The following is a 16479-nucleotide window of genomic DNA, read 5'->3' on the forward strand; positions in this document are numbered from 1 at the left end:
AATGACTTAAATTTTGAATATTATGAATATTAGTAAGATTCTATGGTTATGTGGTAGCTGCGGATTATTGAGTTGTTTGAATGTAAATGCGCAGCGGCCGATTATTCAGACAAAGTATACAGCCGATCCGGCACCGATGGTATACAATGATACGGTATTTCTTTATACGACTCATGATGAAAACGATGCGGAAGGATTTAAGATGCAGGATTGGTTGTTGTACACTTCTACGGATATGGTAAACTGGACCGACCATGGAGCAGTGGCTTCACTCAAAAGTTTTGATTGGGTGAAACGTAACAATGGAGCTTGGGCCGAGCAAGTGGTTGAACGCAATGGGAAATTCTATATGTATTGCCCGATTCATGGAAATGGCATCGGTGTACTGGTGTCCGACAGTCCTTACGGACCGTTCAAAGACCCTCTTGGGAAACCTCTGGTATGGCAGAAAGAACACTGGGATGACATTGATCCAACTGTCTTTATCGATGAGGATGGACAAGCTTATATGTACTGGGGAAATCCTAATTGTTATTATGTGAAATTGAATGAGGATATGATTTCGTATTCCGGAGATATCGTGAAATTGAAGGAAACTCCGGAGCATTATCAGGAAGGACCGTGGTTCTATAAACGCAATGGACACTACTATCTGGCTTTTGCTTCTACCTGTTGTCCGGAAGGTATCGGCTATGCCATGAGTGACAGTCCTACAGGTCCGTGGACGACCAGAGGATATATCATGCGTCCTACAGTCAGGAGCCGTGGAAACCATCCGGGTATTATGGATTATAAAGGGAAATCGTATGTTTTTGGCTTGAATTATGACTTGTTGAAACTGGAGACGGATACTCATTATGAACGTCGTTCGGTATCGGTCGCTGAGATGCATTATAATGAAGATGGAACCATTCAGGAAGTGCCTTATTGGGCAGACACCAAACTGGAGCAGGTGGGTACCTTCAATCCTTTCCGAAAGGTAGAGGCTGAAACGATGGCTTGGGGATATGGATTGAAAACAGTTCCCAATGCGGATAAATCTCTTTCGGTGGTAGATGTGAATAATGGAGAGTACATCTGTGTACGTGGGGTGGATTTTGGAAAGAATAAGGCCCGTCGCTTTGAGGTTTCCGCCTTGCCTCTTGAGGGAGGAAATCTGAAGATTCGTTTGGATGCTCCAGATGGAAAGATTGTTGGAAACGTAACCATACCGCAGAGAAACGAAACGTCCAAATCTCAACTTTATTCCTGTGAGGTCAATGCGGTCAGTGGAGTCCATGATTTGTATTTTAGTTTTGAGGGTGAGAATAAGAAGGACTTGTTTGAGTTGGATTATTGGGAATTCAAACGTAAGTGAGTGTGGAATAAAGGGTCAAATACAATAAATCGTATGAGAATATGAAAGCTATTATTTTGACGGGCATTTTCTCGTTTGTTTCTGTTCTGTCTTCTTCTGGAATACTGTTGGCCGGAAATGTGCTTACAAAAACTGCACGTGGGCTTAAATTGAATATCGAGGAAGATAAGCTGGTGACAGAAATTGTATTTTATACCCCCGAAATAGCCCGGGTGGTGAAATATCCTTCTTCTTCCGATACGATACCAGAGCGTAATAATCTTTCAGTGGTATTGGCTCCTCATAAATGTAACCTTTCTTATGGGGAGGCCGGCGGGAAATATACCGTTACGTCATCCGAAGTAATGGTGTTGCTGGATAAAGAAACTGGGAATGTATCTTTCCAAACCAAGAATGGAGCCGTGTTGCTGGAAGAACAGGAAAAACCTGTGTTAATACAATATAAAGAAGGAGTAAATACGGGCGATTACCGTATCAAACAGGTCTTTAAGTTGGACAAATATGAGCCTATTTATGGTTTGGGGCAGATGCAGAGTGGAAAACTCAGTCAGCGGAATCAGGATAAGTATCTTATTCAAGGAAACGTGGAAGATGTGGTCACATTCTTCCAGTCTGTGAAAGGATATGGTGTATTTTGGGACAATTATTCTCCTACTTGGTTTGTTGATAATGAAAAGGCAACCTTTTTTGAATCGGAAGTAGGAGAGTTCATCGATTATTATTTCATGACCGGTGGTAACGCCGACGGGGTAATAGCCAATATGCGTGAACTGACAGGTCAGGTACCGATGCTCCCTCTTTGGACTTATGGTTTCTGGCAGAGTCGGGAAAGGTATAAGAGTCAGAATGAGATTGTAGGAGTGGTGAGCAAGTATCGTGAGTTGCAGGTTCCGCTCGACGGTATCATCCAGGACTGGCAGTATTGGGGTGGAAATTATCTGTGGAATGCCATGGAATTCCTGAACGGGGAGTTTTGGAATCCTCAAAAAATGATGGAGGATATTCATGCCATGAATGCCAAGGCTATAATCTCTATTTGGTCTTCTTTTGGACCGATGACAAAGCCTTATAAGGAACTGGATGAGAAGGGGATGCTTTTCAATTTTCAGACATGGCCTTTGGCTGGACCTGATTTGTGGCCTCCACGGGAAGATTATTTGTCGGGGGTACGGGTTTACGATGCTTATAATCCAAAAGCCCGTGATATCTATTGGAAATATGCGAACAAAGGACTGTTTGCCTTGGGAATGGATGGCTGGTGGATGGATTCTACGGAACCTGACCATCTGAACTTCAAGGATGAAGACCTGAATGAAGAGACTTTCTTGGGAAGTTTGCGGAAAGTGCGTAATGCGTATCCGTTGATGTCGGTTGGAGGGGTATACGACCATCAGTGCAAGGCCTCTTCCGATAAACGTGTGTTTATTCTGACTCGTTCCGCATTTGCCGGACAACAGCGATATGGGGCGAATACATGGACGGGAGATATTCAAGGAACATGGGATTCTTTTAAGCGGCAGATTCCGGCTGGATTGAATTTCTCTCTTTCCGCTATTCCGAACTGGAATACGGATATAGGGGGATTCTTTTTGGGAGAATACCCGAAAAAACTGGCAGACCCGGATTATAAGGAACTGTATGTAAGGTGGCTGCAGTTTGGTACCTTTTGTCCGATGATGCGTTCGCACGGTGCGGATGCACCTCGTGAAATTTATCAGTTCGGACAGAAAGGAGAACCTTATTATGATGCGATTGAGAAGTTTATCCATCTTCGTTATTCCTTGTTGCCGTACATCTATTCTGTTTCTTGGGAAGTCACTTCACGTCAGTCTACTTTTTTGAGGGCGCTGGTAATGGATTTTCCAAAAGACAAGAATGTGTGGGACATGAACAATGAGTATATGTTCGGGAAGTCCATTCTGGTGAAGCCCGTAACAGACCCGATGTACACTAGAATGCAGGATGAAGAGCGTGTTTCTGATTTTTCGTCAGTGAAGTCTACTGAAGTGTATTTGCCGGAGGGAGCAGACTGGTATGATTATTGGACTGAAGAGAAACTGGCAGGAGGTGTGTCTGTACAGAAAGAAGTTCCTTTGGATGTGATGCCTTTGTATGTAAAGGCGGGAAGTATTATTCCTATCGGACCGGAGGTGCAGTATGCCCAGCAGAAATCATGGCAACAGCTTGATATTCATGTATATCCTGGCGCGGATGGCACATTCTGTCTGTATGAAGATGAATTTGATAACTATAATTATGAAAAGGGAGCTTATTCGGAAATATGGATGAAATGGAATGACAAAAAGCGTACCTTTACGATTGAAAGCAGAAAAGGCGAATATCAAGGTATGCTCCACGAACGGACTTTTGTCTTGAAAACGGCAGATGGAAAAGAAAAAACAATCAATTATACAGGTAAAAAAATTAATATAAAATTATGAGTCAAATAATTCTGAAGAGATATATGCAGGCCAATAGGATATATGGTAAGAATCGGTGGCATAAATTGATTATGGGGGTAGCTTTGTTATCCAGTTTGACTGTGGATGCGCAGAATCCTATTATTCAGACTTCTTATACGGCCGATCCTGCTCCTTTGGTATATAATGACCGGTTGTATCTTTATACCAGTCACGATGAAGATGGGTCTACTTGGTTTACCATGAATGACTGGAAACTTTATTCTACAGATGATATGGTAAATTGGACGGAACATCCCATGCCTTTGTCTTTTAAAACATTTGAGTGGGCAGGAGGAGATGCCTGGGCGGCTCAGTGTATGGAACGTAACGGGAAATTTTATATGTATGTACCTGTGACGGATTTGAAGGGGGAGACTGCCATCGGAGTGGCTGTGTCCAACAGTCCTTATGGACCTTTTTATGACCCGTTGGGAGCTCCGCTTGTGCAGGCTGAATACGGAAATATCGATCCTACCGTCTTTATCGATGACGACGGACAGGCTTATTTGTATTGGGGAAATCCCAATTGTTATTATGTGAAATTGAACGAGGATATGATTTCTTATGAAGGAGGCATACATGCGGTACCGATGAAACCGGAAGCCTTTGGAAGCAGGGAGGGAGATCCGCAGCGTCCTACATTGTATGAAGAGGCTCCTTGGTTGTATAAGCGTCAGGGAATGTACTATCTTTTCTATGCAGGAGGACCGGTGCCTGAACATCTGGCTTATGCCACATCAAAAGGTCCGGAAGGTCCGTGGAATTACGGAGGTACGTTGATGGCTACTGAAGGGGGAAGTTTTACGAATCATCCGGGTATTGCCGATTTCAGAGGAAAAACTTATTTATTTTATCATGACGCTTCTCTCCCGGGTGGAAGTGGTTTTACTCGTTCTGTGTGTGTCAGAGAGTTGGACTTCCAGGCAGATGGGAAGATTCCGTGTGTGAAGATGGTGAAAGAGGGAGTCACAGAAAGCTTGAAACCTCTTTGTCCATACCGGAAGGTAGAAGCAGAGACCATGGCGTGGTCGGAAAAAATGAAAAGTTCATATAACGCTCAAGTTGGGGTTTTTATTACTGCTTTAGCGGATGGAGCTTATACAAAAGTTCGGTCTGTGGATTTCGGTGAAAAGGCTCCGTCTCGTTTTTCAGCGCGTTTGTCTACTACTCACAATGCAGAGATTACGATGGAGGTACGTCTTGACGGACTGGATGGGCAGGTGTTGGCAAAGATAAAGGTGCCGCGGACTGGTGGAAGCGACCGTTGGCGGGTTGTGGAAGCACAGATACCGCAAGTGACCGGAGTACACGACCTGTATTTTATTTTTAGGGGAAAAGCTCCGAGAGATTTGGCTTATTTCGATTATTGGAAGCTGAATTATTGATAAAGTTACAGAGGTTATGAGGAAGTTTTGTTTGTTTTTACTATTCTTTTTTGTCTGTGTGTGGTGGAAAGAGGATTGTTTGGCGGGGAATGTTCTCGGTCTTTCCTCTGACCGCCAGATACAGGCATGGACGTTGGAAGAAAAAAGAGCCGATCAGGTGGTTTTTCGTCGGATTGATACTCGGTTAAGGCTTATCCCGCTGACCGGAAGTGCTGTAAGGGTGGTTCGAAGCAAGGGAATTGCTCATGAATTGCCGGAATTGGTATATCTTCCGGTGAAGGCTCCGGTTTATACGCTTAAAATGGAAGGAGAAGATTATATATTGTCTTTAAAGGATGTAAGTGTAAAAGTGTCGGCATCCGACGGACGGATTTCGTTCCTTTCTTCTGATGGAAGGGTGATATTGGGAGAGGAAGGAAGTCAGATTCAGGCTTCTTCTGTGCAAGGAGAACAGACGTATGTGTCCACACAGACTTTCCATTCTCCTTCCGATGAGTATCTTTATGGACTGGGGCAGTTTCAGGATGGGTATTTGAATGTGCGTGGATTGACGCGGAGGTTGACTCAGGTCAATACGCAGATTGCCATCCCTTTTGTGATGTCGAATAAGGGATACGGACTTTTGTGGAACAACTATGGCCTGACGGATTTTAATCCGGCTTCTTCAGTGATTGCGCTACAGAAAACGGGTGCTTCGGGTGATAAGGTGACTGTGAATGTGACTTCTACCGAAGGAGGTAAGGAAGAGGTACGTGAAAGTAATGTGTTTGCAGGTAGCCTGCAAATAGAGTCCGACGGGCAATATGCTTTGATGCTGGATGTAGGAAGTTCCATGGCTCGCAGGCACAATTTGGAGATTGATGGACATACGGTGGTAGATGTGAATAATTTATGGCTGCCGCCTACGGTCTCTGTTCTGGTTGACTTGAAAGCGGGGGTACATCGTTTGAAGGCGGAATTGACTAAGGAGGATACTCCTAAGCTGTTTTTCCGGAAAGTAGACCAGACTACGACCTTTCGTTCTCCGGTTTCTAATGGCATCGATTATACTTTCTTTGCCGGAACGGCCGATGAGGTGATTGCCTCTTATCGGGCAGTGACAGGAGAGGTACCGATGTTGCCGTCATGGGCCTTGGGATATATTCATTGCCGGGAACGTTTTCATTCCCAAAAAGAACTGCTTGAAACAGCGTCCCGGTTCCGAAGAGAAAAATTGCCGGTCGATTTGATGGTGCAGGACTGGCAGTATTGGGGCAAATATGGCTGGAACGCCATGCGCTTTGATGAGGCAGATTACCCTTCTCCTCGGGAAATGGTCGACAGTCTTCACCGGATGGATATGAGGCTGATGCTGTCGGTCTGGTCGAAGGTGGACCAGAACTCAGTGCTGGGGAAAAAAATGGCCGAGAAAGCCTATTATATTCCAGGCACTCCTTGGATTGATTTCTTTAATCCGGAGGCAGCTTCTTTTTACTGGCAGAATTTTCGGGATAGCTTGGTCCTTCCGATAGGAATAGATGCTTGGTGGCTGGATGCCACAGAACCGGAGAATGACGATTTGGTGGGGCGTCGGGTAAATCACTCAAGTTGTCCCGGAGAGGTGTTCCGGAATGTCTATCCATTGGTGGTTAATAAAACGGTATATGAAGGTTTGCGGAGCCTTTCTGCCAATGGAGAGAAACAGGGTTCCTTCAGTCCCCGAACGGTTTTGCTTACCCGTAGCGGCTTTCCGGGGATTCAGCGGTATGGAGTGGCCACCTGGTCGGGGGATGTCGGGAACGATTGGGATACGTTTCGTCGTCAGATTGTAGCCGGATTGGGAATTTCTGTCTGTGGTCTGCCTTGGTGGACGTACGATGCCGGAGGGTTCTTCCGGTCGGGAGATGCACAGTATACGGATGTCCATTTTCATGAACGGTTTTCCCGGTGGCTTCAGACTTCGGTTTTTCTGCCTTTGATGCGTGTACATGGGTATATGACGAATACAGAGTTTTGGAACTACGGAGACAAAGTGACGGAAATGGCCCGTAAATCGTTGGCCTTGCGTTATCGCCTTCTACCCTATATCTATTCAGAGTCTGCATGGGTTTCGCTGGAAGATGGAACAATGTTGCGTCCTTTGGTAATGGATTTTCCACAGGATACGTTGGCTTTATCTTTGAAATACCAGTATATGTTTGGCCGTTCTCTGTTGGTTTCTCCTATTGTGGAAGAGGGAACTGCAATCTGGAAAACCTACTTGCCTGCTGTTCAAGGTGGGTGGTATGATTTTTATGACAACCGGCATTTGTCTTCAGGGTGGGTTCAAACCTCGGTTTCTCCGGATTACATTCCTGTATTTGTCAAATCAGGTACGATTTTACCTTTGGCTTCCGGTTACGCGGACGAGGCTGATACGGCTTTGCAATCGGAGTGGGAAATTCGGGTGTATACCGGAACGGATGGTACTTATCAGCTGTATGAAGATAATGGAACAGACTGTGAGTATGAAAAAGGAGCCTGTTCCTGTATCCGTCTGACCTGGAATGAGAAAGACGCTACGTTGGTGATAGGTAAACGGAGGGGGACGTTTGCGGGAATGAAGCCTGTTCGGAAGCTGAAGATTGTGAAAGTCGCTTCGTCTTCCAATGGGGCGGTAGAAGTGGCCGAGAAGTCGGTCGTATATAAGGGAGAGGAACTTGAAGTTGCTTTCTGATAGAATGAAAAAAGGAAAATGAAAAGTTGAATCTAAATTTGTGAATAATGGAAATGAAGAAAATGATTGCAACGCTGACGTCGTTGATGGCTTTGACTTTTGGACCTGTTTTTGCACAGGTTCATACAGAAGCAGGCAAGGTGGATGAGAATTTTCATATTTATCTGTGCTTGGGTCAGTCGAATATGGAGGGAAATGCAAAAATAGAAGCATGCGATACGGTGGATGTGAATCCTCGTTTTAAAGTGCTTCAAGCTGTGGATTGTCCGGATTTAGGACGGAAGAAAGGGGAGTGGTACACGGCGGTTCCCCCTTTGGCAAGATGTGGCACCGGATTGACTCCTGCAGATTATTTCGGTCGCACAATGGTAGATAGTCTTCCGGCCAATGTACAGGTGGGAGTGATTGATGTGGCCGTAGGAGGTTGTAAAATCGAATTGTTTGATAAAGATAATTATACTTCATACGTAGAGACTTCTCCGAACTGGCTGAAAAACATGGTGGCCGAGTATGATGGAAATCCTTATGCCAGATTGATTGAATTGGCCAGACAGGCTTCCCGTTGTGGAGTCATAAAAGGGATTCTGTTTCATCAGGGAGAGTCAAATACTGGCGATCCGGAGTGGCCGTTGAAAGTCAAGAAAGTGTACGACAGCATTCTTTCCGATCTCAATTTGAAACCCAATTCATTGCCTCTGTTGGTGGGTGAACTTGTGTCGGAAGGGCAGGGAGGAGCTTGTGCCTCTATGAATCCGGTGATTCAGAAATTGCCGGAAACAATACCTTCTGCGCATGTCATTTCATCCGAAGGGTGTGAGGCTGTTTCCGACAGGCTGCATTTCAGTGCGGCCGGATATCGTGAGCTGGGTAAAAGATATGCGCTTACGATGCTTCAGATTCTGAATGCAGAATAACTGATGGAAATTAAAAAGTCTGGTCGAAATTTAACGGCCAGACTTTTTTAGTTATTTCTTATTGTTTTCCCGTTTTATCTTGTTCATTTTGGGGTTCCTCTTCCAGCTTGTCTTTGTTCTCTTTGCAATATTCCATGTATTTGCTTGGAGAAACACCATATAATTCTTTGAAGGCATTCGAGAAATAAGTGGTGTTGTTAAATCCTACCAGCTGGGATATTTCAGAAATACTGTAGTTTTTCTCTGATTTCAGTAGAATTTCCGCCTGCTTTAGTCGGATATTCCGGATGAAATCTCGTGTGGACTGATTTGTGATTTCCTTAAGTTTCCGGTACAGATGTACTCGGCTTATACCCACTTCTGCCGCAATCATTTCCGCATTCAGGTCTGGATTGTTCAGGTTTTTGTTGATGGCTTTCATTACTTTTTTCATCAGCTTTTCGTCTGCCGACTGAGGCTGAACCACCTCAATCTGTCCATCCTGTTCCTGTTTTCCACTGAAATTGTTGCGCAATACCTCCCGGTTTCGAATCAGGTTTTCAATGGTTGTAATCAGAATTTCCAGGTTAAACGGTTTGGCAATGTAGGCGTCTGCTCCTAGTGAGAGTCCTTCAATATAGTCTTTTTCACTGTTCTTGGCCGTTAGAAGAATGACTGGAATATGATTGGTCTTGATGTTCTGTTTCAGTTTTTTGAGTAAGGTGATACCGTTTATTTCCGGCATCATGATATCGCTGAGTACCAAGTTGGGCATGTGTGACATAATGATTTCCAGTGCTTCCTTTCCATTGCTGCAACTTAATACCCGGAAATAATTGCTTAACTCAGTGAGCAGATAATTACGTATGTCGTCTTCATCTTCCACAATGAGGACAGAGTGCTTCTTACGTGGTAATTTTTTTCCATTGTCATCTCCGCCTTCGTTTTCTTCAAGGTGTAATGGAATATGTTGAAATGCATTATCTTCCGATGAAGTGAGAGCTGTATTCTCTGAAGTTTCGGGAGCAATGTCTTCTGCCGACAGATGTGCACGGCCTAAGGGAATATGTATGATAAAACTGCATCCCGGCTGATTGTCATTGTTCTTGACTGTAATGGTGCCATGATGCATTTTTACGAGTGACATGGACAGATGCAGTCCGATACCCGTCCCTTTGCTGCGCGACCGGTCATCACTGATTTGGTAGAAACGTTCAAAAATACGTGTCATTTCACTTTCCTTGATACCGGTACCATTGTCTTCAATGATAATTTCAGCACAGTTGTTTAATGGGGCCTCCTCTTCGCTATTGTGAACAGAGTTGATGTAGATATTGATTTTTCCCTCATTCTGAATATGTTTAAGTGCATTGGACAGCAAGTTAAAAATGACCTTGTCAAAATTGTTCGGGTCCAGCCATACCTTCAGGCTATCCAGTTGGGTAATCAGGTTTAACTGAGCATTTTTGCTGGTAGCCTGATACGCGAATGTGTCTTTAATGTTATTGATAAAACCGATGAGCTCCACTTCCGTGAAACTGAGTTTCATTTGGTTCTTGTCTATTTTACGGATATCCATCAGCTGATTGATCAGATTCAGTATGCGCTGTGCATTACGTTCAATCAGGGAGTAGCTTTTCTGCCTTTCGGTATCGCTGTCGGTGGAGATTAACTTTTGCAGCGGACTTATAATCAGCGACATCGGGGTTCTGATTTCGTGTGAGATGTTGATAAAGAACTGAAGCTTAGCCTCGTTTATTTCTTCCAAGTGTTTGTGTTTCAGCATCTCTTGTCTTACTCTGTATTTTTCTTTCGCCTGATGTATGAAGACGGCAGCTATGCTGCCAATGATGGCCAGATAGATAATCCAAGCTATAGTCGAGTTATACCATGCAGGGTGAATATGGATGAATATGGTTTTTATTTCTGATTCTGCAGAACCATTGACGGCCTTGATTTTAAACTCGTATTTTCCTACCGGAAGATTGCTGAATGAAACGCGTGAAGTTCCTTTGGGCAGAGAGTTCCAGGTCCCATTGTTCATGGAGTATACATAACCTTGAGGGGTCATGAAATTGTCAGTGGCAAATTCAATATAGAAAGAATTGTCGTAGTGTGCCAAGTTGATATCTTTTGTATTGAATATGTCAGTGTCAATCACATGGTAGTTTCCTGATTTTGTAAGTTCATTTACGGATTTATCATGTAAATAGAATCCTGTAAGTCTGATTTTGCCCTGGAATTTCTGAATCTTGATGTCGTCCGGATTGAAGAAAATGATTCCGTTGGTGCCTCCAAACAAAATTTTACCGTCGGGGTATTGGCAGAACGCATTTCTGGAGAATTCGTTGTTGTGTAAGCCGTCGGAAGCATAAAACGGAATGAAGGAGTTTTTCTGCGGGTTGTATTTGGCAATGCCCTGATTGGTACTGACCCAAATATCGTTGTTTTTGTCCACTACGATAGATGAAATGGAATTGTTTGGCAAGCCATGTTGAGTAGTGAATTGTTCAATGATGTTCAAATCCTTGTCCATAACAGAGATACCATCGGATGTTCCTACCCAAATACGGTGATTATGATCTTCAACAATGGAGTAGACAGCTAGTCCGAGTAATGCTTTTTCTTTGCCGGCAACTTTTAAATTCTGGGTATCTATGCATTTGATGCCGTCATAAGTACCAATGTATAATCTTCCATTTGAGGAATAGTAAAGTGCGTCAATCCATTGGTTGACCGCTTGTATGTCTTGGGTGCTATATACGTGGATATCTTTCTGAATGGGAGCTTTTAAATCGGTGTAATAGAGTCCCATTCCCATTGTGCCAATCCAAAGTCTTTTATGGGCATCTTCAGCCAGACAGTACACACGTTTGATTTCGTTTCCGCTTTTGTCTCTCAAAAATACTTTGGTAAATCTATCTCCTTTGTCGTTCATGAAAGAAAGTCCGCTCAGGTAAGAGCCTATCCATACATTTTTGTTGGAATCTTTGAACAGACACATCACCGTGGGAGGTATGTCCGGGTTTGTTTCGGGTGTCAAATGCCGGATAAAATTGTAATGGTTATTTAGCTGGTAGATTCCATCGTTGTCAGTTCCGACAATGAGTTTCCCGTCATCATAGTCGCATAAGGCTGTGATGCAGTTATTCCCGATGTAGTTCCGAAGAGAGGAATAATTCCCGATATAGCCGAACATATTAGCTTGTAAAGGAATGAAAGCTACCCCTTTCTGATAAATACCTACCCAAAGGTTGGTACTGTTGTCTATCAGCAGGGAATGTACTTTACTTTTTTTGATGTTGACATTATCAATATAAAAATCTGTATCCGCAATCTTTTTTTCCAGAATATTATAGGAAACAATACCTTCTCCGTCAATGCCAATCAGCATGAGGTGTTCTTTTTGTTTCAGGTCCTTGATGGGAAACTCGGATTTAAAGATTTGCTGAAACGTATCGTCAGCCTTTTGATAAACGAATACTCCGCGCCCGGTGGTACCTACATATACATTGCCGTAAGAATCTTCTGTACAGCAATTAATAAACTGCTTGCCGTTTTGTGTGCCAAGCGAATAATCGTATCTTTTCCCATTCTTATCAATCCGGATGACCCCATGGTATTCTGTGCAAATCCAGATATTTCCGTTTTTGTCCTCTTTTATTTCATTGATGGTATATCCGTTCAGAGAAGGATTCCAGTCTTTAATCTGATAGTTCCCTTTTGAGTCGGTCGATAAGGTCTTCATTCCATATCCACTGGTCCCAATCAGTATATTCCCATTGCGAAGCTCTGTGATACTTTTGTTGTTATAGGACGGACTTGATTTCTTGATGGTTTTGAACGTATCCGACCGATAGTCGTAGATTTGCAGTCCTTTGGTAGAAAGAATGTACAGATTGCCTCTGGAATCTTGGAATACTTTATATATGTGATTTCCTAGCAAGGAGGTCGAGTCATTTCGATGAGAGCGGTAGTTTGTAAACTTAGCTCCATCGAATTTGTTTAGTCCATCATCCGTTGTCACCCATATATAGCCTTTCCTGTCTTGGTATAGGTTATTGATCATACTGCTGGAAATTTCTCCATGGGTAGTATACAATTTGCAGAATTGCCCTTTACAGAGGAGGGGCAATAGGCAGAAAATAGCGGTTATAATAACTGTCTTATTTCTCATTATTGGTGTGGTTTGTAGGGCCAAATTTGAATTAAAATACTATATAATTGATACAAAGTAAGTTCTTTTTTCTTAGTTGTCAATAAAAAAAACGGGGATTTTTTTGCTTTTGAAAATAGATTTTAAGGGGTGTAAGAGAGTTCTTGTAAAAGTTACCTGGAAAATTATATAAGAGCCTTTGGGGAGGATTTTCCTTTTGTGATGTAACATTTCCGTAAGTTTTTGTTACAACAGAAAGGATGGTGTAACAATAGATATGAGGTTGGTATCCTGTGTGAGAGCCTGTTCCATGGCCTTTTACTATTTTTGTAGTGGTAAGAATCGATGAAAAATACAAGATATAATGTATGAAAACACAGGCTTATTTTAGTAGGGTATTTTGGACTCTTCTTTTGCTTTCTTGTTGTAGTTTTGGATTGTCAGCCAAAGTCACTTTACCTGCGTTGATTTCCGATGGAATGGTGCTTCAACGAAACGTTCCTTTGAAGATTTGGGGTACAGCCAGTCCGGGTGAAGAGGTGAATTTGACTTTCATGAAGAAACGGTATCATGCCGTAGCGGATGAAGCTGGAAATTGGATGATTGCTTTGCCTGCTTTGAAAGCAGGAGGTCCTTATTCTATGACTGTCAATGACATTTTATTAAAAGACATTCTGATTGGGGATGTGTTCTTGTGTTCAGGACAGTCGAATATGGAATTGACGGTAAACCGGGTGATGGATAAGTATGCTGAAGAGATTGCATCGTATGAAAATTCATCTGTTCGGTATGTAAAGGTTCCGTATGCGTATGATTTTTCACGTCCGTTGGAGGATGTACGGACAATCAAATGGCAGCCGATGACGAAAGAATACGTCCAGAACTTCTCTGCTCTTTGTTATTTCTTTTCTAAACTGCTGGAGGAAAAGACAGGAGTACCGGTCGGAATTATTAATTCCAGCTGGGGAGGTACACCGGTCGAAGCATGGATTAGCGAGGAAGGGTTGAAAGATTTTCCGGAGTATGTAAACCAGAAAACCTTATATGAAGATGCCGCACTAGTGGCTCAAATAAAGGAGACCGAACAGCTGCATCAGTCGGCATGGAATAAGCAATTGTATCGGTCGGATGCCGGGCTGCATGGTGAAATGCCTTGGTATGCCGAGTCATACAATGATACGGATTGGGAAAGGGTAGATATGTTTTCAGATAATTGGGCACTTCGTAACGGTCGTCCATTGAATGGGACCCATTGGTTCCGAAAAGAGTTTGTAGTGCCCGATGGATGGGCAGGAAAAGACGTAGTATTGCGGTTAGGTTGTATGGTCGATGCTGATTCTGTGTATGTGAACGGACATTTTGTGGGGTCTGTTTCCTATCAGTATCCGCCGCGGATTTATCAGGTACCGGCCAAGTTCCTGAATGAAGGGAAAAACCAGCTGACCGTACGTTTGTTCAGCTACGGTTCTTGCCCTTCCTTTGTAAAAGAAAAACCGTATAAATTGCTGTGTGGCAATCAGGAAGTCAGCTTGGAAGGTACATGGAAACATAAGATTGGAACGGTGATGCCTCCTTCCCCTTCTTCTACGGCTTTCCATTATATACCTACAGGTTTGTATAACGGTATGATACATCCTTTGCAGCATTATGTGTTCAAAGGGGTGGTATGGTATCAGGGCGAGTCGAATGTAGGTCGCTGGCGGGAATATTCCTCCTTGCTTACGGCAATGATTGCAGATTGGAGAACCCTTTTTCAGAATGAAAACTTACCTTTCTATGTGGTGGAATTGGCCGACTTCCTGGCTCCGAATGACCCTGGACGCGCAGCTTGGGCAGAATTGAGAAAGCAGCAGGCAAAAGCGGCACAGGAAAGTCCCTATGTAACCTTGATTAAAAATAGTGATACGGGTGAATGGAATGATATTCATCCGCTAGATAAGAAAACACCGGCTACTCGCTTGGTGGAAGCAGTAATACAGAATGAAAAACAAAATAAGGAAAAATGAGTAATATTCTAAGTCAGAAAGTGTCCATGGCCGAGAAAGTCGGTTATGGGCTGGGCGATTGTTCTGCGAATCTCGTCTTTCAGATGATGATGATTTACCAGACCAAATTCTATACGGACGTGTTTGGACTGGAAGGGGCAATTGCAGGTACCGTGATGTTGGTGGCACGTATTGTCGATGCTTTTGTAGACCCTACTGTGGGTATTCTGTCCGACCGCACTCAGACACGGTGGGGAAAATATCGTCCATGGGTGTTGTGGACGGCTCTCCCGTTCATGGTATTTTATGTGTTGGCCTTCTATAATCCGGGTATTGAGGAAAAAGGGCTGGTAGCGGTGTATGCAACCATCTCTTATACATTGTTGATGACAATGTACTCTTTTAACAATACGCCTTATTCTTCTTTGGGTGGAGTGATGTCGTCGGACATTAAGGAACGTACCAGTATCACTTCCGTACGTTTCGTCTTTTCTACCATTGCCCAGTTTGTGGTACAGGGACTTACTTTGCCATTGGTGAGCAAATTTTCTGATGGGGGAGACAAGGCGCATGGGTGGCTTTGCACGATTTCCCTGTTTGCGGCAGTCGGTTTTATTTTTCTTTTGATTGTATTTTTCTCGGCAAGGGAACGTATCACTCCACCGGCTAACCAAAAAAATGATACCCGTCAGGATATTAAAGACGTATTGGGCAGTGTGCCTTGGCGGGCCATGTTTATCCTGACCTTGTTTGTTTTCATCACACTGGCCATGTGGGGAAGTGCCATGAACTATTATTTTGAGAATTACGTGGATAAAGCTGCGTTGTTTGCTTTCCTGGATAATATTGGGTTGGTGGCAGCAGAACCTGGTAACTCGGTCGGCTATCATGTGCTCAATGCCTTTGGATTGATTGTGACATCACCCGATAAGGCATACGAAGTAGGATTTGGTGTCTTCAATATGGTCGGGGCATTGGTGCAGTTCTTTGGAGTGATTTTCTTATCCGAGTTTTTGGCGAACAAATACGGCAAGAAGCGTACGTTTATTGTGTGCCTCTCACTGACTGCCGTCTTTACAGCCCTGTTCTACTTCCCTGCTAAAGATAATGTGGGCATGATGTTCGTGCTGAACTTCCTGAAGAGTCTGGCCTATGCGCCTACGGTGCCTTTGCTTTGGGCGATGATTGCCGATGTGGCCGACCACTCGGAGTATATCAATTATCGTCGCGCGACGGGATTTATCTTCTCGGGAGTAGTCTTTGCCTTAAAGGCCGGTCTGGGTATCGGTGGGGCTGTGCTGGGATTTTTGTTGTCGGGATTTGGCTACGCTTCCGGTTCGGGCGTCGTACAGAACGATACGGCTGTGCAAGGCATTATCCTTTCTTCCAGCCTGATTCCTGCCGCTTTCTTTCTGGTAGGAGTAGTCGCTCTGTTTTTTTATCCTATCAGTAAGGAATATAATGAGAAAATGCAGGCTGAATTGAGCGAACGCAGAAGTAAAAACGATTATTAATTAGGAAATAAACAGAAACACTACTGTCCCGT

The 16479-nt window shown here is 43.7% G+C and carries 7 protein-coding genes and 1 pseudogene; 7 read left to right on the forward strand and 1 reads right to left on the reverse strand.

Going from position 1 to position 16479, the window contains the following annotated elements:
- Nucleotides 1-22 precede the first annotated feature (22 nt).
- The 5 genes and pseudogenes from BQ7480_RS04835 to BQ7480_RS04855 form a co-directional block, all read left to right on the forward strand.
- On the forward strand, nt 23-1357 hold the full coding sequence (locus BQ7480_RS04835; RefSeq protein ID WP_072541937.1) for a glycoside hydrolase family 43 protein: 1335 nt from the start codon (nt 23-25) through the stop codon (nt 1355-1357).
- 41 nt (nt 1358-1398) lie between these two features.
- Nucleotides 1399-3798 carry a glycoside hydrolase family 31 protein gene (locus tag BQ7480_RS04840; RefSeq protein WP_072541938.1) on the forward strand — a complete coding sequence of 800 codons (2400 nt, stop codon included), beginning with the start codon at nt 1399-1401 and terminating at the stop codon, nt 3796-3798.
- Between the two features lie 71 nt (nt 3799-3869).
- Nucleotides 3870-5204, forward strand: a complete 1335-nt coding sequence (locus BQ7480_RS04845; RefSeq protein ID WP_072541939.1) for a glycoside hydrolase family 43 protein — start codon at nt 3870-3872, stop codon at nt 5202-5204.
- A gap of 16 nt (nt 5205-5220) precedes the next feature.
- On the forward strand, nt 5221-7899 hold the full coding sequence (locus BQ7480_RS04850) for a glycoside hydrolase family 31 protein (RefSeq protein WP_072541940.1): 2679 nt from the start codon (nt 5221-5223) through the stop codon (nt 7897-7899).
- A 53-nt stretch (nt 7900-7952) separates the two neighbouring features.
- A pseudogene (locus BQ7480_RS04855) lies at nt 7953-8810 on the forward strand (sialate O-acetylesterase); the annotation flags it as partial.
- Nucleotides 8811-8871: 61 nt separating this feature from the next.
- Here the strand turns inward: BQ7480_RS04855 and BQ7480_RS04860 are convergent.
- Entirely contained in the window at nt 8872-12969 is a 4098-nt protein-coding gene (locus BQ7480_RS04860) for a two-component regulator propeller domain-containing protein (RefSeq protein WP_072541942.1), read from the reverse strand.
- Nucleotides 12970-13316: 347 nt separating this feature from the next.
- Between BQ7480_RS04860 and BQ7480_RS04865 the strand changes: the two genes are divergently transcribed.
- Nucleotides 13317-14954 carry a sialate O-acetylesterase gene (locus BQ7480_RS04865; protein ID WP_072541943.1) on the forward strand — a complete coding sequence of 546 codons (1638 nt, stop codon included), beginning with the start codon at nt 13317-13319 and terminating at the stop codon, nt 14952-14954.
- Nucleotides 14951-16447 (forward strand): MFS transporter, encoded by a 1497-nt coding sequence (locus tag BQ7480_RS04870; protein WP_072541944.1) that lies wholly within the window; start codon nt 14951-14953, stop codon nt 16445-16447. The genes BQ7480_RS04865 and BQ7480_RS04870 overlap by 4 nt, the downstream gene beginning before the upstream one ends.
- Nucleotides 16448-16479 lie beyond the last annotated feature (32 nt).

The sequence above is a fragment of the Bacteroides mediterraneensis genome (genome assembly GCF_900128455.1).
Lineage (GTDB): Bacteria > Bacteroidota > Bacteroidia > Bacteroidales > Bacteroidaceae > Phocaeicola > Phocaeicola mediterraneensis.